This is a genomic window from Streptomyces inusitatus, from assembly GCF_014651115.1.
Taxonomy (GTDB): domain Bacteria; phylum Actinomycetota; class Actinomycetes; order Streptomycetales; family Streptomycetaceae; genus Streptomyces; species Streptomyces amakusaensis.
This window is the reverse complement of the sequence record NZ_BMWG01000013.1, coordinates 15,384-38,573: the sequence shown is the minus strand read 5'-3', so window position 1 is coordinate 38,573 and position 23,190 is coordinate 15,384. Positions and strand designations below refer to the sequence as shown.

The window sequence follows — 23,190 nt, the reverse complement described above, 5'->3', positions numbered from 1 at the left end:
CACGTGCGCCACACAGGTCATCCGCCTGTCACGCCCCGCAAGCTCGCCGTCTCCCCCGTCCACACCGGGGACACAGAAGCCCCCTCCGACCCGAGCCGTGGACCGCTACCGTGGAGCCATGACCGCACCGCCCGACTGGATGCGCCCACCGCGCGCGGAAGGCTGGTTCGCGGAGGCTGAAACGAAGGATGCCACCCGCCACCCCCATCCCAGTTGTGTACACATGGGACACTCGGTACGCTTGAGCGCATGACGCAGCCGCTGCCCATAGAGTCCATCCGTGACGTGCGCGCGCATCTGGCGGAGGTCGTGGAGCGCGCCGACCGCGATGACGTGCCCACCGTGATCACACGCCGCGGCAAGGAAGTCGCCGCCGTCGTCTCCATCGAGGTACTGCGCAAGTACCAGGAATGGGAAGAGCGCGAGATCAACCGGATCATCGACGAGCGCATGGCCAATCCCGCACCCGGCATCCCGATCGAGGACATCATGAGGGAGACGCTGGCCCGCAGTGAATGAGCACAGCGTGAGCGAGTACCGAACCGTCTTCCACCCCGAGGCGCAGGCCGAGCTTCGGAAGATCCCGCGCGAGATGGCGCTGCGCATCCTGGCCAAGCTGACCGAGCTGGAAAGCGACCCGCTCGGCTTCAACACCACCGCACTCGTGTCCCAGCCAGACCGCCGGCGCCTACGGGTTGGCGACTACCGCGTCGTCTACACGATCGACAACGGGGAACTGGTGGTCTGGGTCGTTCACGTGGGGCACCGGTCCACCGTTTACGACACCTGACCACCGCTGACCACACGTCAGGATATCCAGCACCCATCCAGCACAGGGACGACGAAGGGGTCGGGCTCAACAGAGCCCGACCCCTTCTGACATGCACGTTCGACTCAACACCTAACATGCAGTAACCACACGGCTACACGTTGAAACGGAACTCCACGACGTCCCCGTCCTGCATCACATACTCCTTGCCCTCCATGCGCGCCTTCCCCTTCGCGCGCGCCTCCGCCACCGAGCCGGTCTCGACCAGGTCGGCGAAGGAGATGACCTCGGCCTTGATGAAGCCCTTCTGGAAGTCGGTGTGGATCACACCGGCGGCCTCGGGGGCGGTGGCGCCCTTCTTGATGGTCCAGGCGCGGGTCTCCTTGGGGCCTGCCGTGAGGTAGGTCTGGAGGCCGAGGGTGTCGAAGCCGACGCGGCCGAGGACGGCGAGGCCGGGCTCTTCCTGGCCCATGGACTGGAGGAGTTCGAGGGCCTCCTCGTCGTCGAGTTCGATCAGCTCGGACTCGATCTTGGCGTTGAGGAAGATGGCCTCGGCGGGGGCGACGAGGGCGCGCTGCTCGTTCTTGAAGTCCTCGTCGACCAGCTCGTCCTCGTCGACGTTGAAGACGTAGAGGAAGGGCTTGGTGGTGAGCAGGTGCAGCTCGTGGAGGAGGGCGCCCTGCTCGGTGCCGTGGGTGATGCCGGCGGAGAAGAGGGTGTCGCCGGCCTCAAGGATCTTCTGGGCGGCCTCGACGGCGGCGAGGACGGCGACCTTCTCCTTCTGGAGGCGGGACTCCTTGGTCAGGCGGGGGATCGCCTTCTCGACGGACTGGAGGTCGGCGAGGATCAGCTCGGTGTTGATGGTCTCGATGTCGTCCTTGGGCGAGACCTTGCCGTCGACGTGGACGACGTTCTCGTCCTTGAAGGCGCGGATGACCTGGCAGATCGCATCCGACTCACGGATGTTCGCCAGGAACTTGTTGCCCAGGCCCTCGCCCTCGCTCGCGCCGCGCACGATGCCGGCGATGTCGACGAAGTCGACCGTGGCCGGGAGGATGCGCTGGGACCCGAAGATGCCGGCCAGGACGGCGAGGCGGGGGTCGGGGACGCCGACGACGCCCACGTTGGGCTCGATGGTGGCGAACGGGTAGTTGGCCGCCAGCACGTCGTTCTTGGTCAGGGCGTTGAACAGGGTCGACTTGCCGACATTCGGCAGACCGACGATTCCGATCGTGAGCGACACGTTGGCGACTTCCTGAGTGAGAGCTGGGTGTGGGCGGCGGGAGGCCGGGCGGTGAGGCCGGCCGGGGCCGTACGGCAGCGACCCGAACGGGGGCCGATCCCCCAGTTTACGGGCGGGCGGAAGCGGGCAGCGACGGCAGCGGGCGGTCGAACCTTTCGCCAAGGTCACCCAAAGGGCGTGTCCTGTGCCTGATTACTCCCCGCTCCCCGCCTACGTTGGTCGCGTGGAGCAGCCCAGGACCCGTCACCCCCAGAGCCGACAGCGGCCTCAGCCGCCGCTGTCGTCGCAGAGCGCACTCGCCGACGGCCCCGCCGTGTACGGCGTACGGCCCCCCGCGCGGCCCGGCCGCCCGGTGCCCCCGGTGGTGCTGGCGCTGCGGAGACTGCCCAGTCCCCGGCTGACCGGGCTGGGGGCCGGGCTCTTCGCCTCGGTGGCCATGGTGGTGATCGGGACGCTGGACTGGCTGCTGCTGGACGGCTCGCCGGTGGCGTACGGGCTGCTCTTCCTGCCCGTGTGCGCGCTGACGGCGCTCTGGGTGCGGGAGGCGGACATCGTCACCGCGCCCATCGGTGTGCCGATCGCCTTCGCCGCCGGGATCGTGCCGATCTCCGGCGGGGAGGGCGGGCTCGGCGGGCAGATCATGGCCGTGGTGACGTCGCTGGCCGTGCACGCAGGCTGGCTGTACGGCGGGACGCTGATCGCCGGGGTGATCGCCTCCGTACGGAAGGTGCGGCAGATGGGCCGCCGCAGACGGCGGCCCCGCCCCGGACCGCCGCCATCGGCGTCGGCGTCGCCGAGCCGACGCTAGCGTCCGCCGCGGCCGTTGGACGAGGAGGCCATCGCCGCTCCCACGATCCCCGCGTTGTTCTGGAGCTGCGCCGGGACGACCTCCGCCCGGATCCCCTCCAGGTGCGGGATGAACTTGTCCGCCTTTCGGCTGACCCCGCCGCCGATGATGAACAGCTCCGGCGAGAAGAGCATCTCCACATGGGCCAGATACTTCTCCAGCCGCCGCGACCAGTGGGGCCAGCTGAGGTCCTCGTCCTCCTTGGCCTTGGTCGAGGCGTGCTTCTCGGCCTCCCGGCCGTGCAGCTCCAGATGGCCCAGCTCGGTGTTGGGCACGAGCCGCCCGTCGATGAAGACGGCGCTGCCGATGCCGGTGCCGAGGGTCAGCAGCATCACGGTGCCCTTGCGGCCCCGGCCGGCCCCGAAGGTCATCTCGGCGACGCCCGCCGCGTCCGCGTCGTTGAGCAGGGTGACCGGAGCGCCGTCGAGCCGGTTGCTCAGCAGTGTGGCGGCGTCCCGGTCGATCCAGCCCTTGTCGACATTGGCCGCGGTGCGGGTGACGCCGTCCGTCACCACGCCCGGGAAGGTGATGCCGACCGGACCGGACCACTCGAAGTGCCGCACCACCTCGGCGACCCCGTCCGCCACCGCGTCCGGCGTCGCCGGATGCGGTGTCAGCACCTTGTGGCGCTCCTGCGCCAGATCGCCGCGCTCCAGATCCACGGGAGCGCCCTTGATGCCCGAGCCGCCGATGTCCACTCCGAAGACGTTCATGGAGTCAACGTTAAGGGCAGCCCCCGGCTGTTACTTGTCGAACGGCTCGGACGCACCGGCGGACGCACCGGCGGAACCGGCCGCACCGGCGGACGCACCGGCGGAGGCGTCGGCCATCAGCCGTGCCGCCTCGGCGCGCAGATCGCGGCGCAGCTCCTTGGGCAGCGAGAAGGTGATCGTCTCCTCGGCGGCCTTCACCAGCTCGACGTCCTCGAAGCCGCGCTGGGAGAGCCACTCCAGCACCTCTTCGACCAGCACCTCCGGCACGGAGGCGCCCGAGGTCAGACCGACCGTGGAGACGCCTTCCAGCCAGGCCTCGTCGATCTCCTTCGCGTAGTCGACCAGATGGGCGGCGCTCGCGCCGGCGCCCAGGGCGACCTCGACCAGACGGACCGAGTTGGAGGAGTTCTTCGAGCCGACGACGATGACCAGGTCCGCCTCGGCGCCCATCTGCTTCACGGCGGTCTGGCGGTTCGAGGTGGCGTAGCAGATGTCGTCGCTCGGCGGCGCGATCAGCTGGGGGAACTTCTCCTTCAGCCGGTCCACGGTCTCCATGGTCTCGTCGACCGAGAGGGTGGTCTGGGAGAGCCAGACGACCTTGGACTCGTCGCGGACCTCGACCTTCGCGACATCGTCGGGGCCGTCGACCAGGGTGATGTGGTCGGGGGCCTCGCCGGAGGTGCCGATGACCTCCTCGTGGCCCTCGTGGCCGATGAGCAGGATGTCGTAGTCCTCGGCCGCGAAGCGGACGGCCTCCTTGTGCACCTTGGTGACCAGGGGGCAGGTCGCGTCGATGGTCGCCAGATTGCGCCGGGCGGCCTCGTCGTGGACGACGGGGGCGACGCCGTGCGCGGAGAACATGACGATGGATCCCTCGGGGACCTCCGCCGTGGTGTCGACGAAGATCGCGCCTTTTCGCTCCAGCGTCTGGACGACGTACTTGTTGTGGACGATCTCATGGCGGACATAGACCGGTGAGCCGTACTGCTCCAGGGCCTTCTCCACGGCGATCACGGCGCGGTCCACGCCCGCGCAGTAGCCACGGGGAGCGGCGAGAAGGACGCGGCGGGCCGGAGACGTAGCAGTCATGCCTCCCATCGTAAGGCCGCTCAGAAGAGGCGGGATCTCACCGCCCGGGGGAAGACTTGAGGACGCACGCGACCCGCACGCGGCAGACACGGCGGCGGGCACGACGGCGGGCACGACGGCGGACGCGCCGCCCGCGACGGACGGAGGGCCGGATGGCCACAGCTGAAGAGGTCCCCGGCCCGGCCGGGGAGGGCGGCGGGCTGCGGCGGACTCTCGGCTTCCGCGATCTGGTGGTGTACGGGCTGCTGTTCATCGCCCCGATGGCCCCGGTCGGGGTCTTCGGCACGCTCGACGCCAAGTCTCACGGCGCGGTGGCGCTGGTGTACGCGGTCGCCACGGTGGCCATGGCGTTCACGGCGCTGAGCTACGCGCAGATGGTGCGGGTCGCGCCGCAGGCCGGGTCGGTCTTCACCTATGCCCGCAAGGCGCTGGGCGAGGGGCCCGGGTTCATCGCCGGGTGGATGGCGCTGCTCGACTATCTCCTCATCCCGGCCGTCGCGTACCTCTTCTCGGGGATCGCGATGGAGGCGCTGGTACCGCAGGTCGACCGGTGGGTGTGGACGGGGATCGCCGTCGTGGTGACCACGCTGCTGAATCTGTGGGGCGTACGGGCGGCGGCCCGGGTCGGCTTCGCGGTGCTGGCGATGGAGATCGTGGTGCTGGTGGTGTTCGTAGTGTCGGCGGTGGTCGTGCTGGCCCGGGACGGGGCGCGGCGGGACTGGCTCTCGCCGCTCGTCGGGGACACCGCGTTCTCGATGGCGGCCGTGTTCGGCGCGGTGTCGGTGGCGGTCCTGTCGTATCTGGGCTTCGACGCCATCGCCTCCTTCGCGGAGGAGGTGACCGGCGGGTCGCGGAAGGTCGCGAGGGCGGTGCTGCTCTGTCTGGCCCTGGCGGGGGTGCTCTTCTTCGTGCAGACGTATCTGGCGGCGCTGCTGGAGCCGGTGTCCTCGGCGGAGCTGGCGGCGAATCCGGCCAAGCAGGGCGCGGCGTTCTACGACGCGGTGGACGCCTCGGTCGGCTCCTGGCTGCACGATCTGATCGCGGTGAGCAAGGCGATCGGGGCGGCCTTCGCGGCGCTGGCGGGGCAGGCGGCGGCGGGCCGGCTGCTCTTCGCCATGGCGCGGGAGCAGCGGCTGCCGCGCGTGCTGGCCCGTACGGACGGCGGTACGCCCCGGGTCGCGCTGCTGCTGGCGGCGGCGGTGAACCTGGTGGCGGCGGTGTGGGCGGCGCGGCGGGCGGACGGTCTGGGCCTGCTGGTGTCGGTGGTGGACATCGGCGCGCTGACGGCGTTCGTGCTGCTGCACGCGAGCGTGATCGGCTGGTTCGTGGTCCGGCGGATGGAGGGCCCGCCGCACTGGCTGCGCCATCTGGTGGCCCCGGCGCTGGGCGCGGCGATCCTGATCGCGGTGATCGTGGAGGCGTCCGGCACAGCGCAGCTGGTGGGTGTGGTGTGGCTGGGGGTGGGTCTGGTGGTGCTCGCGGTGCTGTGGGGGCGTGCGGTGCGCCCAGGGGGCGGGGACGGGCCCCAGGAGCCCCGGAGGGCCCGGAGGCTCTGAGGCGGGGCCTGAGGCGTGTCGCGCGGCGGGGTACGCGCGCGGCCGGCCGGGTCCCCCGGGGCGGGCTCAGGTCGTCGGGGGGCATTGTCGGACCCGGCCGTTACGCTCGCTCGTATGGCTCTCAACACGTCCCCGGACGCCCCGCTCCCCGTCGGCGAGGTGTCCCGGCTGATCGGCGGCTGGATCGACCGGCTCGGGGCGGTCTGGGTGGAGGGGCAGATCACCCAGTTGTCGCGGCGGCCCGGGCAGGGCGTGGTCTTTCTGACCCTGCGGGATCCCGCGCACGACATCTCGGTGGGCGTCACCTGCTACCGGCAAGTGTTCGACGCCGTGGCCGACATCGTGACCGAGGGCGCCAGGGTCGTGGTGCACGCCAAGCCGGAGTGGTACGCGCCCCGGGGGCAGCTGTCGCTGCGGGCCGTGGAGATACGGCCGGTGGGCATCGGCGAGCTGCTGGCCCGGCTGGAGCAGCTGAAGCGCCGCCTCGGCGCCGAGGGTCTCTTCGCCGCCGACCGGAAGAAGCCGCTCCCGTTTCTGCCGCACCGGGTGGGGCTGGTCTGCGGCCGGGCCTCCGCCGCCGAGCGCGATGTCCTGGAGAACGCGCGGCGGCGCTGGCCCGCCGTCCGCTTCGAGGTGCGCAATGTCGCGGTCCAGGGGGTGCGCGCGGTCAGCCAGGTGGTCCAGGCCGTCCAGGAGCTGGACGAGCTGGCCGAGGTGGATGTGATCATCGTGGCGCGGGGCGGCGGCAGCGTGGAGGATCTGCTGCCGTTCTCGGACGAGCGGCTGGTGCGCGCGGTCGCCGAGTGCCGTACGCCGGTGGTCTCGGCGATCGGGCACGAGCCGGACGCCCCGCTGCTCGACCTGGTCGCCGATCTGAGGGCCTCGACGCCGACCGACGCCGCCAAGAAGGTGGTGCCGGACGTGGGCGAGGAGCTGGAGCGGGTGCGGCAGCTCAGGGACCGTTCGCTGCGGACGGTCCGGTCGCTGCTGGAGCGCGAGGAGCGGGGGCTGGCCCATGCCCTCTCCCGTCCCTCGATGGAGCATCCGCACCGGATGGTCGACCAGCGGGAGGCGGAGGCCGACGCCCTGGTCGCCCGCAGCCGGCGGGTGCTGGGGCATCTGCTGGACCGCGCGGACTCGGAGCTGGCGCACACCCGGGCGCGCGTGGTCTCGCTCTCCCCCGCCGCGACCCTGGAGCGGGGGTACGCGGTGCTGCGGCGCGACGACGGCACGGTGGTGCGCTCGGCCGGCGAGGTGACGGCGGGCGAGGCGCTGCGGGCCCGGGTCTCGGAGGGCGAGTTCGCCGTACGGGTCACGGACTGAGCCCCGCACCGCCGTCCCCGTACCCCCAGGAAGCCCCGCATCCCGCGGAAAACAGTAGCCACAGGCAGGAATGGATCGCATGACCGCTGACACGGACGAGACCGCGCTCGGATACGAGCAGGCCAGGGACGAGCTGATCGACGTCGTACGCCGGCTGGAGGCGGGCGGCACCACGCTGGAGGAGTCGCTGGCGCTCTGGGAGCGCGGCGAGGAGCTGGCCCGGATCTGCCGCCACTGGCTGGAGGGCGCGCGCGCCCGGCTGGACGCGGCACTGCGCGGCCCCGCACCGGACACGGAGGGCGACGAGGAAACCTCGGAGTGAGAGAAGAGGCAGGTGGGGCCGCCCGGGGGTGAAGAGCGGCCGATGTGAGGCGGCTCACCCGAGCAGATTAGTTGAAATTTAATCTACTGCGCTACGGTTGCACCCGGTCGTACACCCCCACCGCCCTGAAAGGTGCGCCGCATGTCTCTCGTCCTTGACCCCGTCGCCCAGGACCTCCTCTTCCGCGAGGCTCGTACCGCCAACACGTTCACCGATGAGCAGGTGACCGATGAGCAGGTCCAGGCGATCTACGACCTCGTCAAGTTCGGGCCGACCGCCTTCAACCAGACCCCCATGCGGGTCGTCCTGGTCCGCTCGGAGGAGGCCCGTGAGCGTCTGGCGCCCCACATGTCCGAGGGGAACCGGGCCAAGACCCGCACCGCGCCGCTCGTCGCGATCCTCGCCGCGGACAATGAGTTCCACGAGGAGCTGCCCCGGCTGCTCCCGCACTTCCCGCAGGCGAAGGACGTCTTCTTCTCGGAGCGTTCGACCCGCGAGTCGAACGCCGGCATGAACAGCGCGCTCCAGGCCGCGTACTTCATCGTCGGCGTGCGCGCCGCCGGTCTGGCCGCGGGCCCGATGACCGGCTTCGACTTCGCCGGCGTCCAGAAGGAGTTCCTGGACGACGACCACACCCCGCTGATGATCGTCAACATCGGCCGGCCGGGCGAGGGCGCCTCCCTCCCGCGCCTGCCGCGCCTCGACTACGACGACGTGGTCACCACCGTCTGACCGGTCGACGCCACCGGCCCACCGGCCGGTACGCACAAGGGCCGCCGCACCCCTGCCGGGTGCGGCGGCCCTTGCGCAGGGGAAGCCTCAGGTCTTGGGGATCGCCGGGGAGGGCTTCGGCACGGGCTTCGACTCCAGCGCCGCCGCCATCTCCGTCAGCCGGGACAGCGGGGCGGTGCCCGTCACCACCGTGATCGCGCCCTTCTCCTCGCGCACCAGGGCGTCGTACTTCGGCCCCTCCCAGCGCTGCCAGGCCTCGCCGTTCACCTGCTGCGTCTTGCCGGTGTTCTCGGCCCGGTGGGTGACCTTGGGAATGAACTTGGCCTTGACCTCGGTCGACTGCTCGACCGCCACATACTCCTTGTCCGGGTCGAGGAACCCGAGGTGCCAGGCGTCGCCGTCGTACCCCTTGTAGGAGACCGAGGTCGGCTTCCACGCCTCGGGCAGGCCCTTGGGCGCGACGATCGGATACGGCGCGGCGCGCTGTGCCGTCACCTGCTCCACGCGATAGTCGACCCGCTTGAGCGGATCGCCCTCGTCGTCGTTGGGAAGAGCCGTGTAGTAGATCACGCCGACGACGCCTCCGATGGCCAGCATCGAAAGAATCATGTCGCGGATCGTCTGTCTGCCTCGCATACCTGCCACGACACCATCGTCGCATCCGAGGTGCGCGCTCAAACGTGGGCCCCACTGCTCATTCTGTCGGTGGGCGGATAATGTGTCTTCCTGGGGGCACCCCCGGAAACCCCCTCAAAACCCTCATTCCGGCCGTCGTCGTACAGAAAGGTGCGCTCCGATGACCGAGCACATGCCGTCCCAGCTGGAGGTCTCGCCCGAGGCCCCCGACCGCAACCTCGCCCTGGAGCTGGTCCGGGTCACCGAGGCCGCCGCCATGGCCGCCGGCCGCTGGGTGGGGCGCGGCGACAAGAACGGCGCCGACGGCGCGGCCGTCAGGGCCATGCGCACCCTCGTCCACACCGTCTCGATGAACGGCGTCGTCGTCATCGGCGAGGGCGAGAAGGACGAAGCGCCCATGCTCTTCAACGGGGAGCGCATCGGCGACGGCACCGGGGCCGAGTGCGACATCGCCGTGGACCCGATCGACGGCACCACCCTGGCGGCCAAGGGCATGCCGAACGCGATCGCGGTGCTCGCCGCCACCGACCGGGGCGCGATGTTCGACCCGTCGGCCGTCTTCTACATGGACAAGCTGGTGACCGGCCCGGAGGCGGCCGACTTCGTCGACATCAACGCCCCCGTTCAGGTCAACATCCGCCGCGTCGCCAAGGCCAAGGGCGTCGCCCCCGAGGATGTGACCGTCGTCGTCCTGGACCGGCCGCGCCACGAGTCCATCGTCAAGGAGATCCGCGAGACCGGCGCGCGCATCAAGTTCATCTCGGACGGCGATGTGGCCGGCGCGATCATGGCGGTGCGCGAGGGCACCGGCGTCGATCTGCTGATGGGCGTCGGCGGCACCCCCGAGGGCATCATCACGGCCTGCGCGATCAAGTGCCTCGGCGGCACGATCCAGGGCAAGCTCTGGCCGAAGGACGAGGCCGAGCGCCGCCGGGCGCTGGACGCGGGCCACGACCTGGACCGGGTGCTCCTCACCGACGACCTGGTGAAGGGGGACAACGTCTTCTTCGTCGCGACCGGGATCACCGACGGCGAGCTGCTGCGCGGGGTGCGGTACGGGGGCGCCACGGCCACCACCCAGTCGCTGGTGATGCGCTCCAAGTCGGGCACCATCCGCCAGATCGACTCCACGCACCGGCTGTCGAAGCTGCGCGCCTACAGCCAGGTCGACTTCGACCGCGCCCAGTAGAGAACAAGCCCGGAAGAGACGACACAGACGAAAGACGCAGACGAAAGGGGTCGCCCAGTGCGGTGGGCGACCCCTGGCCGGGAATCCGGCTCAGGCCGCGGACTGGGTCTTCTTGACGTCGACATCGCGCCGCCTGCGCCGGGCCAGCACCACCCGGCGCTCCGCGGCCGTCAGCCCGCCCCACACCCCGTAAGGCTCGGGCTGGAGCAGCGCGTGCTCCTGGCACTCGACCATCACCGGGCAGCGGGCACAGACCTGTTTGGCGGCCTCCTCACGGGACAGCCGCGCGGCTGTCGGCTCCTTGGACGGGGCGAAGAACAGCCCGGCCTCGTCCCGACGGCACACCGCCTCCGCGTGCCAGGGTCCGTCCTGGTCTTCCCTCGCGGGGACACGCTGAGACGGAACAGCGGTCACCTGCAAGGACTGGTACGGCAGTTGCAGCACGGTCTACTCCTGACGACGGCTTCGCGAGCGAGAGACGATGCAGCACTCCCTACCCGCTGTACGCACTCCTATGCACTGAGTGGCGCAGAGGCCGGGGGCGCGAAACCGCGCGCGGGCGCTCAAGGCCGAAAACCGCTCCGGAGCGCGCGGCCGTCAGCCGAGGTATTTGCGCAGGCGATCCTGGAGGTCGGAGACCCTGTGCCCCCGCTTGGGCCGGGCCTCGACATTTCCGAAAACCGAGTATCCGTTGACGATCACCACCGGAGCATCCGGATTGGCCGCCTCCAAGGTGCTGACCTCGAAGTTCCCGAAGATCCCGTTCCCATTGCCGCGCAGGGTGATGTTCTCCGGGACGCGCACCTCGACATTGCCGAAGACCGAGGTCGCATTGATCACCGTGGTCCGCTGCTCGAACAGGGCCTGGGTGAGGTCCAGCTCGATGTTCCCGAAGAGGGCGAAGGCATTGGTGCGGCGGCCGACGCGCCAGCGCCCCTTGCGGACGGAGGAGGAGAAGACGGCGACCAGATTCTCACCGGCCTCCCCCTCGGCCTCGGGGCCGTACGCATAGGTCTCGGAGGTCTTCTCCGCCGGGACCGCGGGGAGGTCCTGGACGATGGGCTGGAGCTCGCCCACGGTCTTGGCCCGGTAGACGCGGTCGATCCGCTCGGAGTGCTCCTCGGGGTCGAGCCGCCCCTCCGCCAGGGCGTCCCGGAGAATGTCGGCGATCCGGTCACGGTCGGCGTCGGACGCGCGAAGGGCATCGGAAGCACGGGAGGGCGCGCCGGGCTCCAGGGGGGCGACAGGCTTCTGGGGCTGCTTTTCGAGGTCCACAGAGCCAGGGTAGCGAAACGCGATAGATCGCGACCAGGGGCCACACGGCACAGCGCGCCCCGGGCCTCGGCGACTGAGCCTTACCTCACCGAACCCCACCGCCGGGCGCGCTCTACGCTGGAAGCCGCCCCGCCGCCCGCCAAGTGTGTTATGTCCGTCAAGTCTGCCGAGTGAGGAATGGCCGCGATGCCAGAGTTTACGTACTCAGATCTGCTCCCCCTGGGAGAAGACACCACGCCGTACCGGCTGGTGACCGTCGAAGGCGTCTCCACCTTCGAGGCGGACGGACGTACATTCCTCAAGGTCGAGCCGGAGGCGCTGCGCACCCTCGCCGCCGAGGCGATGCACGACATCTCGCACTATCTGCGCCCCGCCCATCTGGCGCAGCTGCGCCGGATCGTGGACGACCCGGAGGCCTCGTCCAACGACAAGTTCGTCGCGCTCGACCTGCTGAAGAACGCGAACATCGCGGCGGCGGGCGTGCTGCCGATGTGCCAGGACACCGGCACGGCGATCGTGATGGGCAAGCGCGGCCAGCAGGTGCTGACGGCGGGCGGTGACGAGGCGGCGCTGTCGCACGGCATCTACGACGCGTACACCAAGCTCAACCTCCGCTACTCGCAGATGGCTCCGCTCACCATGTGGGAGGAGAAGAACACCGGCTCGAACCTGCCCGCGCAGATCGAGCTGTACGCGACCGACGGCGGCGCGTACAAGTTCCTCTTCATGGCCAAGGGCGGCGGCTCGGCGAACAAGTCCTTCCTCTACCAGGAGACCAAGGCGGTCCTCAACGAGGCCTCCATGATGAAGTTCCTGGAGGAGAAGATCCGCTCGCTGGGGACGGCCGCATGCCCGCCGTACCACCTGGCGATCGTCGTCGGCGGCACCTCCGCGGAGTTCGCGCTCAAGACCGCGAAGTACGCCTCCGCGCACTATCTGGACGAGCTTCCCGCCGAGGGCTCCCCCACCGGACACGGCTTCCGGGACAAGGAGCTGGAGGAGAAGGTCTTCGAGCTGACCCAGCGGATCGGGATCGGCGCGCAGTTCGGCGGCAAGTACTTCTGCCACGATGTGCGCGTGGTGCGGCTGCCCCGGCACGGGGCCTCGCTGCCGGTGGCGATCGCGGTGTCGTGCTCGGCCGACCGCCAGGCGGTCGCGAAGATCACCGCCGAGGGCGTCTTCCTGGAGCAGCTGGAGAAGGACCCGGCGCGGTTCCTCCCCGAGACCACGGACGAGCACCTCGAAACCGACGGCGACGTGGTCCGGATCGACCTCAACCGCCCGATGGACGACGTCCTGGCGGAGCTGACCAAGTACCCGGTCAAGACCAGGCTCTCCCTCTCCGGCCCGCTGGTGGTGGCGCGGGACATCGCCCACGCCAAGATCAAGGAGCGGCTGGACGCGGGCGAGGAGATGCCGCAGTACCTCAAGGACCACCCCGTCTACTACGCCGGTCCCGCGAAGACCCCCGAGGGCTACGCCTCCGGCTCCTTCGGCCCCACCACGGCGGGCCGGATGGACTCCTACGTGGAGCAGTTCCAGGCGGCCGGCGGGTCGAAGGTGATGCTGGCGAAGGGGAACCGCTCACGGCAGGTGACGGACGCGTGCGGCGCGCACGGCGGCTTCTACCTGGGGTCGATCGGCGGACCCGCGGCGCGGCTGGCGCAGGACTGCATCAAGAAGGTCGAGGTCGTGGAGTACGAGGAGCTGGGCATGGAGGCGGTGTGGCGGATCGAGGTGGAGGACTTCCCCGCGTTCATCGTCGTCGACGACAAGGGCAACGACTTCTTCACCGAGCCCGCGCCCGCGCCGACCTTCACCTCGATCCCGGTGCGGGGCCCGGGTCTCGGCTAGCAGCGGAACGCCTCGCTCTCGTCCCTCCGGCGAGAGCGAGGCGTTTCCGGCGAGGAGGCGGATCACTTGGGGACTCCGGCGAGCTTGGCCTGAAGTCTGCTCTCCACCTCGGTGAGCGCCGCCAACTGGGCCTGGACGGCTCGAAGCCGCTGTTGGTACAGGACGTACGCCTCGCAGTTCGGAATATGCTCAAGTTGCTTCTCGTCCAGGGACAGGTTGAGTTCGCGGATGTCGTCGACTTTGAGACCCGCGTCCAGGAGCGCCCGGACGTTGTGCACACGGATGACGGCGGAATCGTCGTACTCGCGGTATCCATTGTCCCGGCGACGGGCTTGGAGCAGTCCGCGCTGTTCGTAGTACCGGAGAGCCCGCGTCGAAACGCCGGCCGCCCTGGCGAGTTCCCCGATCCGCACCGCGCCCCCCTTTTTTTCAAAGACCTGTCTGCTGTCCAGTGTGCTGGTGAACCTCTTCGTCCCGGCCGGTGAGGTGGTGACGGGAAGGGCCCTCGGCATCGGTGTCGCCCTCGGGCACGCGGGTGGGAGAGGGGTAGCGGCGTACGGACAGCGCCATCACCACGATGGTGATCAGGCCGGCGGCGCAAGCGGCCGCCAGGACGCCGATGCCGCCGGAGGCGTTGACCGTGCCGCCGCCGATGGCACCGGCCAGTGCGATGCCCGCGTAGAGTCCGCTGGTGTTCAGCGCCAGCGCCTCGGTGGCGGCGTCGCCGCCCAGGTGCATGGCCCGGGCGTTCATCGGGGGGTTGTTGCCCCATCCGGGGACCCCCCACAGCACCAGCACGACCCCGACCGCCCACACCGGCACCGCCCCCTGCCCGACGGCGCCGACCACGAGCAGCACCAGAACGGCCGCCACCACGCCGCCGAACATGGTCAGCAGGGTGCGGTCCACACCCCATCGGTCGGTCAGCCGTCCGCCCAGCACGGTGCCCACCGCGCCCGAGACGCCCACGATCGCGATGAACACGCCCACGTACTGGCCGCCGACGCCGGTGAGATCGTGGGTGATGGGGGCCATGTAGACATAGGGCATCAACCCGCCGCAGGCCGCGAGCATCGTGCCCAGCACACACAGCAGCACCGGGGGCCGACGCAGCAGCCGCAGCCGCTCGGCGACCCCGATCACCCGGGCCCGCGGGATCGAGGGGAGCATCAGCGCCGTGACGGCGACCGCCAGACAGGAGAGCGCCCCCACCGCGATGAAGGCGGCCTCCCACCGCCACACACCGCTCACCCACGAGCCGAGGGGCACGCCTGCCACCAGCGACAGGGTCAGCCCCGCGGCCACGGTGCCGATCGCCCTGCCGGTGCGCTCCGGCGCGGCGAGCCGGCCCGCGGCCGCGAAGGCCGCCGGTGAGAGTGTGGCGGCCACCAGCGCCGCCACCACCCGGAGCGCCATCAGCGTCCCGAAGGAGGGCGCCAGCGCGGTGATGAAGTTGACCAGCGCGAACACCGCCAGCCCTGCCACGATCAGCGCCTTGCGCGGGACCCGGCCGGTGGCGACCGCGAGTACCGGACAGGCGATGGCGTAGGTGATCGAGAACACCGTCACCAACTGGCCCGCCGCCCCCTCGCTCACCCCCAAGTCGGCGGAGATCTCCGGGAGGATCCCCGCGATGATGAAGTCGTCCGTGCCGATGACGAAAGCCGTCAGCAGCAGGCCCGAGAGCCACCCCGAACCGGTCGGGAGCGGTGTCGGTGTGCGCTCGTGTCGCGATTCCATGTGTTCACTGGTCCTTCGTGCGTCCCGTGTTTACCGAGTCGCACGCCACGCTAAAACTTTGACACTGCGTCAATGTCAACCCTCGAAAGCCGCCGGGGCAGGCCGGGGCCGGGCCGGATGTGCCCGGCCCGGCCCCGGTGGCTGAGGGCCCGCGCGGAGGCGGGGATCAGGACCAGCGCTGGGACGGGGTGTCGGTGCAGGGCTGGAGGCGGAGGGGCTCGCGGGGGCCGCCGTGGGTGACGCAGAGCTGTGGGGCGTCGGCCGGGCGCAGGGTGGCGCCGGAGGTGAGGAAGCGCTGGTTGGCGGAGCCGGAGCAGTTCCAGACGATCAGGGCGGCTCCGGCGCGGTAGTCGGAGCCGGGGACGTCGAGGCAGCGGTCGTGGCTGAGTTCGGTGTGGAGGGAGCCACGCGCCGGGTCGTGCCACCAGCCCTGGTTGCGGCCGTTGTGGCACTCCCAGCCGACCACGGCGCTCCCGTTGCGCGTCACCGAGCCGGTGACGTCCGCGCAGGCCCCGGTCCCGGCGTTCCGCAGGGGCCGGTAGAGGTCGTCCCACGCCCCGGTCACCAGCTCGGCCCGGCCGGTGGACGCGCCGTCGGCGCAGCTCGCCTCGCGGGCGCCGGAGGCGTACAGCTGGGTGAGGCAGGAGGCGAAGGCCGCGTGGCCCCGGGCGTTGGGGTGGAAGGACTGGCGGACGGAGTTCTCGTCCGGCGGGAAGTGGCCGAGGTCGATGAAGAGCCCGCGCGCCCAGGTGTTGTCGGAGCAGACCTCGTGGCCGTGGAAGAGCCGTGAGTTGTCGAGGTAGACCGCGCCGGTGGCGGCCGCCGCCCGGCGCATTCCGCGTTCGAAGACGGGGACGGCCGTGTTCCGGCCCCAGGCGGTGTCGGAGTCGTACCCCTGCCCCCCGCAGATCAGTTTGCCGGGGAAGTTCGGGTTGTCGCGGAAGTCCGGGCCGATCGGGCTGGGGTAGCCCATGACCACGAGCTTGTAGTCGCCGTCCGCGTACCCCGCGTCCCGCATCACCGTGCGCAGATCGCGGACGGTCGCCTCGACCTTGGGGACGAGCGCGTCCACCCGGGCCTGCCAGCCGCCGGCGTACTTCGGCTCGCAGGGGCCCTGGAGGGTGACATAGCGGGTGACGCAGTCGGTCATCACCGGGGCGAATTCGAGGTCGTCGTTGGCCCCGGCGACCAGCAGGACCATCTTGACGCGGGTGTTGCGCGCCTTCACGGCGAGGCTGTCGCTCTGGACCGGCTCGTCCGCGTACTGCCGGACGCCGCCGATGCGGATGTTCCCGGTGTCCGCCCCGGAGCAGGCGACGTTGTACGTCACATCGGCGGGGATCCCGGTCCGGTGGATCGCCGCGTCGGGCGAGCGGTGGCACCAGTTGGCGGGGCCGTCGGTGCCGGGCTCGTAGGAGCCGATGCCCTCGCCGGAGATCTCGCTGTCGCCGAGCGAGATCAGCGCGGTCCTGCGCTCGGCGAGCGGGCGCTCGCCGGGGCTGCCGTACAGCTTCACGGCCTCGGCGGCGCGCACCGCCTCCAGCGGGGGCGGGAGCGGCACGGCGGCGGTCCGTACGGGGTTCCCCGCGCCCCCGTCGGCGGCGGCCGGGGCCGTCAGCCCCAGCAGCCCGGCGGTCAGCGCGGCAGCGGCGGCGGCCGCCGCCGTACAGCGAAGTCGGTGCCCGGTGGTACGTGCGGTACGTCTCACAGCGCCTCCCCGGCGATCGGCCGGCCGCGTCGGCCGACCTCATCGGTTGACGTCATCGGTTGACCCCCGATGTTTACTGGCCGGTAGCCAAGATGGGAATAGGCTCGTCACGACGAATGCTCAAGCTCGGTACGGGGGCGCCCCCCGTTCGAACCCAGCCAGGAGGCAGAGCGGCCATGACCGACGCCGGCGACGACTACCGCATCGAGCACGACTCCATGGGCGAGGTGCGGGTGCCCGCGCACGCCAAGTGGCGGGCTCAGACACAGCGCGCCGTGGAGAACTTCCCGGTGTCGGGGCAGCGGCTGGAGCGGTCCCACATCGAGGCGCTCGCCCGGATCAAGGGCGCCGCCGCCCGGGTCAACGCGGAGCTGGGCGTCGTCGACAAGGACATCGCGGCCGCCGTCGCCGACGCCGCCGAGGAGGTCGCCGAGGGCCGCTGGGACGAGCACTTCCCGGTGGACGTCTTCCAGACCGGCTCGGGCACCTCGTCCAACATGAACACCAACGAGGTGCTGGCGACGCTGGCCACCGAGCGGCTGGGCCGCCCGGTCCACCCCAACGACCATGTGAACGCCTCGCAGTCCTCCAACGACGTCTTCCCCTCCTCGATCCACATCGCGGCCACCGCCGCCGTGACCGCCGATCTGATCCCGGCGCTGGAGCATCTCGCGGCCGCCCTGGAGCGCAAGTCGGCCGAGTTCGCCGAGGTCGTGAAGTCCGGGCGGACCCATCTGATGGACGCCACCCCGGTCACCCTGGGCCAGGAGTTCGGCGGCTACGCCGCGCAGATCCGGTACGGGGTGGAGCGGCTGCGCTCCGCCCTGCCCCGGCTGGCCGAACTGCCCCTGGGCGGCACCGCCGTCGGCACCGGCATCAACACCCCGCCCGGGTTCTCGGCCGCCGTCATCGCCGAGGTCGCGCGCGCCACCGGGCTGCCGCTGACCGAGGCCCGCGACCACTTCGAGGCGCAGGGCGCGCGGGACGGGCTGGTGGAGACCTCCGGCCAGCTCCGGACCGTCGCCGTCTCCCTCACCAAGATCGCCAACGATCTGCGCTGGATGGCGAGCGGCCCGCGCACCGGCCTCGCGGAGATCAACCTCCCCGACCTCCAGCCCGGCTCCTCGATCATGCCCGGCAAGGTCAACCCGGTGATCCCCGAGGCGGTGCTGATGGTCGCCGCCCAGGTGACCGGCAACGACACCACCGTCGCGATCGCCGGCGCCGCCGGCAACTTCGAGCTGAACGTGATGCTCCCGGTGATCGCCAAGAATCTGCTGGAGTCGATCCGGCTGCTGGCCGCCGCCTCCCGGCTGCTCGCGGACCGTACCGTCGACGGCGTCACCGCCAACGTCGAACGGGCCAGGGAGTACGCCGAGTCCTCGCCGTCCGTGGTCACCCCGCTCAACAAGTACATCGGCTACGAGGAGGCCGCCAAGGTCGCCAAGAAGTCGCTCGCCGAACGCCGGACGATCCGTGAAGTCGTCCTGGAATCGGGTTACGTGGAGCGCGGCGACCTCACTCTGGAGCAGCTCGACGAGGCCCTGGACGTGCTCCGGATGACGCGCCCGTGATCCGCGTCGCTGCGCGAACGGACGGGTACTCCTAAAATCCGCTCATGACAGGCACGGATCGCACCGCACGCTGGAGCCCGGGGGACCACATCCTCTGGCGCTATCGCGGCCATGCCCCGGACCGCTCGGGGCGTGAACACGTGGACATCTGCCGTCCCGTGACCGTTGTCCAGGACACCGAGGAGATACTCGCGGTGTGGATGGCCCCGGGCACGGAGTGCGTCAAACCGGTCCTCGCCGACGGCACCCCCGTCCATCAGCAGCCCCTCGCCACCCGCTACACGGCCCCGCGCAAGATCGTGCGGGACCGCTGGTTCGGCAACGGGGTGCTGAAGCTCGCCCGGCCCGGGGTGCCGTGGTCGGTCTGGCTCTTCTGGGACGCCGGCTGGGAGTTCCGCAGCTGGTACGTCAACCTGGAGGAGCCTCGTACCCGATGGGCTGGCGGAGTGGACTCCGAGGATCATTTTCTGGACATCTCGGTCTACCCCGACCGCAGTTGGCTCTGGCGGGACGAGGACGAGTTCGAGCAGGCGCAGCGGGTGGGGCTGATGAGCCCGGAGAAGGCCCGCCGGGTGCGGGAGGCGGGCGACGCGGCGGTCGCGGCCATCAGGGCCTGGGAAAGCCCCTTTCCGGACGGCTGGGAGGAGTGGCGGCCCGATCCCTCGTGGCGGGTGCCCGAGCTTCCCGAGGACTGGAGCCGTGTCCCGGCCCGGCTGGCGTCATGAGCGGTGCCGGGGTCCGGCCGGTCCGGACGGGCGGCCGGGCCGCCCGCGCAAGATGTCCGACTCCCGTACGGGAAGACGCTCCGGCGTATACGGCGTCGTGAGACTCTTGATACGCCCCCTGGGGGCAAACGTAGGATCGTCGTCCGCAGGCTGCGCCGTTCGGCAGGTGTTCGGTAATCATTGAGCGCAGCACCGGATCTGACCGCAAGTCATCACGAGTCACTTCTAGGGGGTGGAGCCGTGCCGGATGCCCGCCACCCTGTCGACGCCACCCGTAGAGCGGGTATACCGCCTCACGAGGCGTTTGCATCGCACACCCGGCCCAGACGGACGGAAGCCCACGCGTGACGGAGCAGCCCACCTCCCACGAAGGCCGGCAGCCCTTGGCTGCCCGGCCGCAGGAACGCACCCGGCCCCGGGCCGAGGCGGCCGGTGCCACGGCCGTGCCCGGGCCTGCCGTCCCCGCGCCCAACGGGCCGCCGCAGGATCTCCAGGATCTCGCGGCGACGGCCCGGCGCGAGGGGGACCGACTGCGTTTCGTCGGCGCCGCCACCCGTCGGATCGCCCGCGGGATAGACCTGGACGAGATCGTGCTGGGGCTGTGCCGGGCCACCGTGCCCACCTTCTCCGACGCGATCCTGGTCTATCTGCGCGATCCGCTGCCGGTCGGCGACGAGCGCCCGGTCTCGCCGTTCGTGCTACGGCTGCGCCGTACCGACCGGCTGCGTTTAGCCGAAGACATCGCCGACTTCGGCGCGGCCTCCGCGATCCCGGTCATCGACCCGCACAACGACCTCACCCCGGCCGCCGAGCTGTGCGAGGTGCGCTCCGGCGGGGCGCTCTCCGAGGTGCTGCGCGGGGTGCGGCCGGTCTTCGGCGACTCCGCCGCGGCCCGGGCGGCCCTGCCCGAGCTGCTCGGCGCGGACCGTACGGTGCCCAACGGCCACCGCGCCATACTGGCCCCGCTGCGCGGCCGGCGCCGGGTGATCGGCGCGGCCGTCTTCCTGCGCAGGCCCGACCGGCCCGCGTTCGAGCCCAATGATCTGCTGGTCGCCGCCCAGCTCGCGACCCACACCGCGCTCGGCATCGACAAGGCGGTGCTGTACGGCCGGGAGGCGTACATCGCGGACGAGCTCCAGCGCACCATGCTGCCGGACTCGCTGCCGCAGCCGACCGGGGTGCGCCTCGCCTCGCGGTATCTGCCCGCCGCCGAGACCGCGCGGGTCGGCGGCGACTGGTACGACGCGATCCCGCTGCCCGGCAGCCGGGTGGCGCTGGTCGTCGGCGATGTGATGGGCCACTCGATGACCTCGGCCGCGATCATGGGCCAGCTTCGGACCACGGCGCAGACCCTGGCGGGTCTGGATCTGCCGCCGCAGGAGGTGCTGCACCATCTGGACGAGCAGGCCCAGCGGCTGGGCACCGACCGGATGGCCACCTGCATGTACGCGGTGTACGACCCGGTATCGCACCGGATCACCATCGCCAACGCGGGCCATCCGCCGCCGGTGCTGCTGCATCTGGGCGGGCGGGCCGAGGTGCTGCGGGTGCCGCCCGGAGCGCCGATCGGTGTCGGCGGGGTGGACTTCGAGGCGGTGGAGCTGGACGCTCCGGCGGGCGCGACCCTGCTGCTGTACACGGACGGTCTGGTGGAGTCCCGGCTGCGGGACGTGTGGACCGGCATCGAGCAGCTCCGGGAGCGGCTGGCCGCGGCCGCCCAGCTCACCGGCCCGGACCACTCGCCGCCGCTGGAGGCGCTCTGCGACGACGTCCTGGACATGCTCGGCCCCGGCGACCGGGACGACGACATCGCGCTGCTCGCGGCCCGTTTCGACGGGATCGCGCCCAGTGATGTCGCCTACTGGTTCCTGGAGCCGGAGGACGCCGCTCCGGGCCGGGCCAGGCGGCTCGCCCGCAGGGCGCTCGCCCGATGGGGTCTGGAGGAGCTGAGCGACGCGGTGGAGCTGCTGGTCAGCGAGGTGGTCACCAATGCGGTGCGGTACGCGGAGCGGCCGGTGACCCTGCGGCTGCTGAAGACCGACGTACTGCGCTGCGAGGTCGGCGACGACTCCCCGCAGCTGCCCAGACAGCGCAAGGCGCGGGACACCGACGAGGGCGGGCGAGGGCTCTTCCTGGTGAACCGGCTGGCGCGGAGGTGGGGCGCGACCCGGCTCTCCAGCGGCAAGGTCGTCTGGTTCGAGCTGCCCACCCGTCCCTAGGGACCGCGGAAAGACACATATGAGCGCCGGTGCGGGGAGACTCCGCACCGGCGCTCAAATGTTGCCGACAACGTGTCGGCGGCGTTGACTGGGGAACACGGCCGAAGCGGCAGCACCCTCATCCCTCAAGGACGGAGGACGCTCGTGACCGAGTCATCCCCCAAGGTCGCGTACACGACTGACAACGCCGGGATCCCGGTGGAGAGCGACGAGCACTCGCTCACCGTGAGCCCCGACGGCCCGATCCTGCTCCACGACCACTATGTGATCGAGAAGATGGCCCAGTTCAACCGTGAACGGGTCCCGGAGCGGGTGGTGCACGCCAAGGGCGCGGGCGCGTACGGCTTCTTCGAGGTCACCCAGGACATCAGCCAGTACACCAAGGCCGATCTCTTCCAGCCGGGCAGGCGCACCGAACTGCTGGCCCGGTTCTCCACGGTCGCCGGTGAGCAGGGCTCCCCGGACACCTGGCGGGATCCGCGCGGCTTCGCGCTGAAGTTCTACACCGACCACGGAAACTACGACATGGTCGGCAACAACACGCCGATCTTCTTCGTCCGGGACCCGCAGAAGTTCCAGGACTTCATCCACTCGCAGAAGCGCCATCCGGCCACCGGGCTGCGGAACAACGAGATGCAGTGGGACTTCTGGACCCTCTCCCCCGAGACGGCCCACCAGGTCACCTGGCTGATGGGCGACCGGGGCATCCCCAGGTCGTACCGGTTCATGAACGGCTACAGCTCGCACACCTATATGTGGGTGAACGGCGGCGGTGAGCGGTTCTGGGTGAAGTACCACTTCAAGACCGATCAGGGTGTCGACTTCATCCCGCAGGCGGAGGCGGACGAGCTGGCCGGGCACGACGCGGACCGGCACCGCAGGGATCTGCACGAGGCGATCGAGTCGGGCGACGCGCCGAGCTGGAGCCTGAAGGTGCAGATCATGCCCTTCGAGGACGCCCCGGACTACCGCTTCAACCCCTTCGATCTGACCAAGGTGTGGCCGCACGGCGACTACCCGCTGATCGATGTGGGCCGCTTCACGCTGAACCGGAACCCGGAGGACTACTTCGTCCATATCGAGCAGGCGGCCTTCGAGCCCTCGAATCTGGTGCCGGGCATCGGCCCCTCCCCGGACAAGATGCTGCTGGGCAGGCTCTTCTCGTACCCGGACGCCCATCGGTACCGGATCGGCACCAACTACAGCCAGCTGCCGCCGAACCGGCCGCGCTCGGGTGTGAACTCCTACGCCAAGGACGGCTCGATGCGGTACTTCCCGTCGAACGCGTCGATGCCGTACGCGCCGAATTCCTTCGGCGGGCCCGCGGCCGATGTGGAGCACTTCGGCACACCGGCGGGGTGGGCCAGCGCGGGCGAGATGGTGCGCGCGGCGTACACGCTGCACTCCGAGGACGACGACTGGGGGCAGGCGGGCACGCTGGTCCGTGAGGTGATGGACGAGGCGGCCCGGGACCGGCTGGTCTCCAATGTCGCCGGGCATCTGAGCCAGGGAGTCTCCCGGCCAGTCCTGGAGCGGGCCTTCCAGTACTGGCGCAAGGTCGACAAGGAGACCGGCGACCGGATCGCCAAGCAGGTGAACGGCGGCTGATCCGCAGGAGCGGCCCCGGAACCACGACCGCGCCCGTGCCCCCGGTGAATTCCGGGGGCACGGGCGCG

Annotated in this window: 22 protein-coding genes and 1 pseudogene; 14 read left to right on the top strand and 9 right to left on the bottom strand. The window is 70.7% G+C overall.

The window, feature by feature from the left end:
• Positions 1–118 precede the first annotated feature (118 nt).
• From IE247_RS35035 to IE247_RS19990, 3 genes and pseudogenes are all read left to right on the top strand, one after another.
• Positions 119–202 (top strand): annotated as a pseudogene (locus tag IE247_RS35035) (Uma2 family endonuclease); the annotation flags it as partial.
• Between the two features lie 47 nt (positions 203–249).
• Positions 250–519: a type II toxin-antitoxin system Phd/YefM family antitoxin gene (locus IE247_RS19995; protein ID WP_007266282.1), complete on the top strand. Its 270-nt coding sequence runs from the start codon at positions 250–252 to the stop codon at positions 517–519.
• A gap of 7 nt (positions 520–526) precedes the next feature.
• The gene (locus IE247_RS19990; RefSeq protein ID WP_190124560.1) at positions 527–790 is read left to right on the top strand and encodes a type II toxin-antitoxin system RelE family toxin; all 264 of its coding nucleotides are present in this window, start codon (positions 527–529) and stop codon (positions 788–790) included.
• A 133-nt stretch (positions 791–923) separates the two neighbouring features.
• Here IE247_RS19990 and ychF read toward each other — a convergent pair whose 3' ends face one another.
• On the bottom strand, positions 924–2,012 hold the full coding sequence (gene ychF, locus IE247_RS19985) for a redox-regulated ATPase YchF (protein WP_190124559.1): 1,089 nt from the start codon (positions 2,010–2,012) through the stop codon (positions 924–926).
• 223 nt (positions 2,013–2,235) lie between these two features.
• Between ychF and IE247_RS19980 the strand changes: the two genes are divergently transcribed.
• The gene (locus IE247_RS19980; protein WP_190124558.1) at positions 2,236–2,820 is read left to right on the top strand and encodes a DUF6542 domain-containing protein; all 585 of its coding nucleotides are present in this window, start codon (positions 2,236–2,238) and stop codon (positions 2,818–2,820) included.
• Here the strand turns inward: IE247_RS19980 and ppgK are convergent.
• A complete protein-coding gene (gene ppgK, locus IE247_RS19975) occupies positions 2,817–3,572 on the bottom strand; it encodes a polyphosphate--glucose phosphotransferase (protein WP_190124557.1) in 756 nt (251 codons plus the stop codon). The two genes, IE247_RS19980 and ppgK, sit on opposite strands and share 4 nt — an antisense overlap.
• Before the next feature lie 30 nt (positions 3,573–3,602).
• On the bottom strand, positions 3,603–4,661 hold the full coding sequence (locus IE247_RS19970; protein WP_190124556.1) for a 4-hydroxy-3-methylbut-2-enyl diphosphate reductase: 1,059 nt from the start codon (positions 4,659–4,661) through the stop codon (positions 3,603–3,605).
• Between the two features lie 152 nt (positions 4,662–4,813).
• Here IE247_RS19970 and IE247_RS19965 point away from each other — a divergent pair, with 152 nt between their 5' ends.
• From IE247_RS19965 to IE247_RS19950, 4 genes are all read left to right on the top strand, one after another.
• Positions 4,814–6,217 carry an APC family permease gene (locus IE247_RS19965; RefSeq protein ID WP_190124555.1) on the top strand — a complete coding sequence of 468 codons (1,404 nt, stop codon included), beginning with the start codon at positions 4,814–4,816 and terminating at the stop codon, positions 6,215–6,217.
• Between the two features lie 114 nt (positions 6,218–6,331).
• Positions 6,332–7,540: an exodeoxyribonuclease VII large subunit gene (xseA, locus tag IE247_RS19960; RefSeq protein WP_190124554.1), complete on the top strand. Its 1,209-nt coding sequence runs from the start codon at positions 6,332–6,334 to the stop codon at positions 7,538–7,540.
• 79 nt (positions 7,541–7,619) lie between these two features.
• Positions 7,620–7,862 carry an exodeoxyribonuclease VII small subunit gene (locus IE247_RS19955; RefSeq protein ID WP_190124553.1) on the top strand — a complete coding sequence of 81 codons (243 nt, stop codon included), beginning with the start codon at positions 7,620–7,622 and terminating at the stop codon, positions 7,860–7,862.
• 141 nt (positions 7,863–8,003) lie between these two features.
• Positions 8,004–8,594 (top strand): malonic semialdehyde reductase, encoded by a 591-nt coding sequence (locus IE247_RS19950; RefSeq protein WP_190124552.1) that lies wholly within the window; start codon positions 8,004–8,006, stop codon positions 8,592–8,594.
• Positions 8,595–8,681: 87 nt separating this feature from the next.
• Here IE247_RS19950 and IE247_RS19945 read toward each other — a convergent pair whose 3' ends face one another.
• A complete protein-coding gene (locus IE247_RS19945; RefSeq protein WP_373305584.1) occupies positions 8,682–9,239 on the bottom strand; it encodes a DUF4245 domain-containing protein in 558 nt (185 codons plus the stop codon).
• 151 nt (positions 9,240–9,390) lie between these two features.
• On the opposite strand from IE247_RS19945, the gene glpX reads away from it, so the two are divergent.
• Entirely contained in the window at positions 9,391–10,419 is a 1,029-nt protein-coding gene (gene glpX / locus IE247_RS19940) for a class II fructose-bisphosphatase (protein ID WP_190124551.1), read from the top strand.
• A gap of 90 nt (positions 10,420–10,509) precedes the next feature.
• Here glpX and IE247_RS19935 read toward each other — a convergent pair whose 3' ends face one another.
• Positions 10,510–10,863: a WhiB family transcriptional regulator gene (locus IE247_RS19935; RefSeq protein ID WP_190124550.1), complete on the bottom strand. Its 354-nt coding sequence runs from the start codon at positions 10,861–10,863 to the stop codon at positions 10,510–10,512.
• A 153-nt stretch (positions 10,864–11,016) separates the two neighbouring features.
• Positions 11,017–11,694 carry a DUF1707 SHOCT-like domain-containing protein gene (locus IE247_RS19930; RefSeq protein WP_190124549.1) on the bottom strand — a complete coding sequence of 226 codons (678 nt, stop codon included), beginning with the start codon at positions 11,692–11,694 and terminating at the stop codon, positions 11,017–11,019.
• A gap of 186 nt (positions 11,695–11,880) precedes the next feature.
• Between IE247_RS19930 and IE247_RS19925 the strand changes: the two genes are divergently transcribed.
• Positions 11,881–13,548, top strand: a complete 1,668-nt coding sequence (locus tag IE247_RS19925; protein WP_190124548.1) for a fumarate hydratase — start codon at positions 11,881–11,883, stop codon at positions 13,546–13,548.
• A gap of 62 nt (positions 13,549–13,610) precedes the next feature.
• Here IE247_RS19925 and IE247_RS19920 read toward each other — a convergent pair whose 3' ends face one another.
• From IE247_RS19920 to IE247_RS19910, 3 genes are all read right to left on the bottom strand, one after another.
• Positions 13,611–13,961, bottom strand: coding sequence for a MerR family transcriptional regulator (locus IE247_RS19920; protein WP_190124547.1), 351 nt, complete (start codon positions 13,959–13,961; stop codon positions 13,611–13,613).
• A 16-nt stretch (positions 13,962–13,977) separates the two neighbouring features.
• Positions 13,978–15,288: an MFS transporter gene (locus tag IE247_RS19915; RefSeq protein WP_190124546.1), complete on the bottom strand. Its 1,311-nt coding sequence runs from the start codon at positions 15,286–15,288 to the stop codon at positions 13,978–13,980.
• A 166-nt stretch (positions 15,289–15,454) separates the two neighbouring features.
• On the bottom strand, positions 15,455–16,996 hold the full coding sequence (locus IE247_RS19910; RefSeq protein ID WP_190124545.1) for a ricin-type beta-trefoil lectin domain protein: 1,542 nt from the start codon (positions 16,994–16,996) through the stop codon (positions 15,455–15,457).
• 176 nt (positions 16,997–17,172) lie between these two features.
• Here IE247_RS19910 and IE247_RS19905 point away from each other — a divergent pair, with 176 nt between their 5' ends.
• From IE247_RS19905 to IE247_RS19890, 4 genes are all read left to right on the top strand, one after another.
• Positions 17,173–18,570: a class II fumarate hydratase gene (locus IE247_RS19905; RefSeq protein ID WP_190124544.1), complete on the top strand. Its 1,398-nt coding sequence runs from the start codon at positions 17,173–17,175 to the stop codon at positions 18,568–18,570.
• A gap of 44 nt (positions 18,571–18,614) precedes the next feature.
• Positions 18,615–19,295 (top strand): cytidylyl-2-hydroxypropylphosphonate hydrolase, encoded by a 681-nt coding sequence (gene fomD, locus IE247_RS19900; protein WP_190124543.1) that lies wholly within the window; start codon positions 18,615–18,617, stop codon positions 19,293–19,295.
• A gap of 344 nt (positions 19,296–19,639) precedes the next feature.
• Positions 19,640–21,514, top strand: coding sequence for a SpoIIE family protein phosphatase (locus IE247_RS19895; RefSeq protein WP_190124542.1), 1,875 nt, complete (start codon positions 19,640–19,642; stop codon positions 21,512–21,514).
• Positions 21,515–21,658: 144 nt separating this feature from the next.
• Complete coding sequence (locus IE247_RS19890; protein WP_190124541.1) at positions 21,659–23,122, top strand: catalase; 1,464 nt, start codon at positions 21,659–21,661, stop codon at positions 23,120–23,122.
• Positions 23,123–23,190 lie beyond the last annotated feature (68 nt).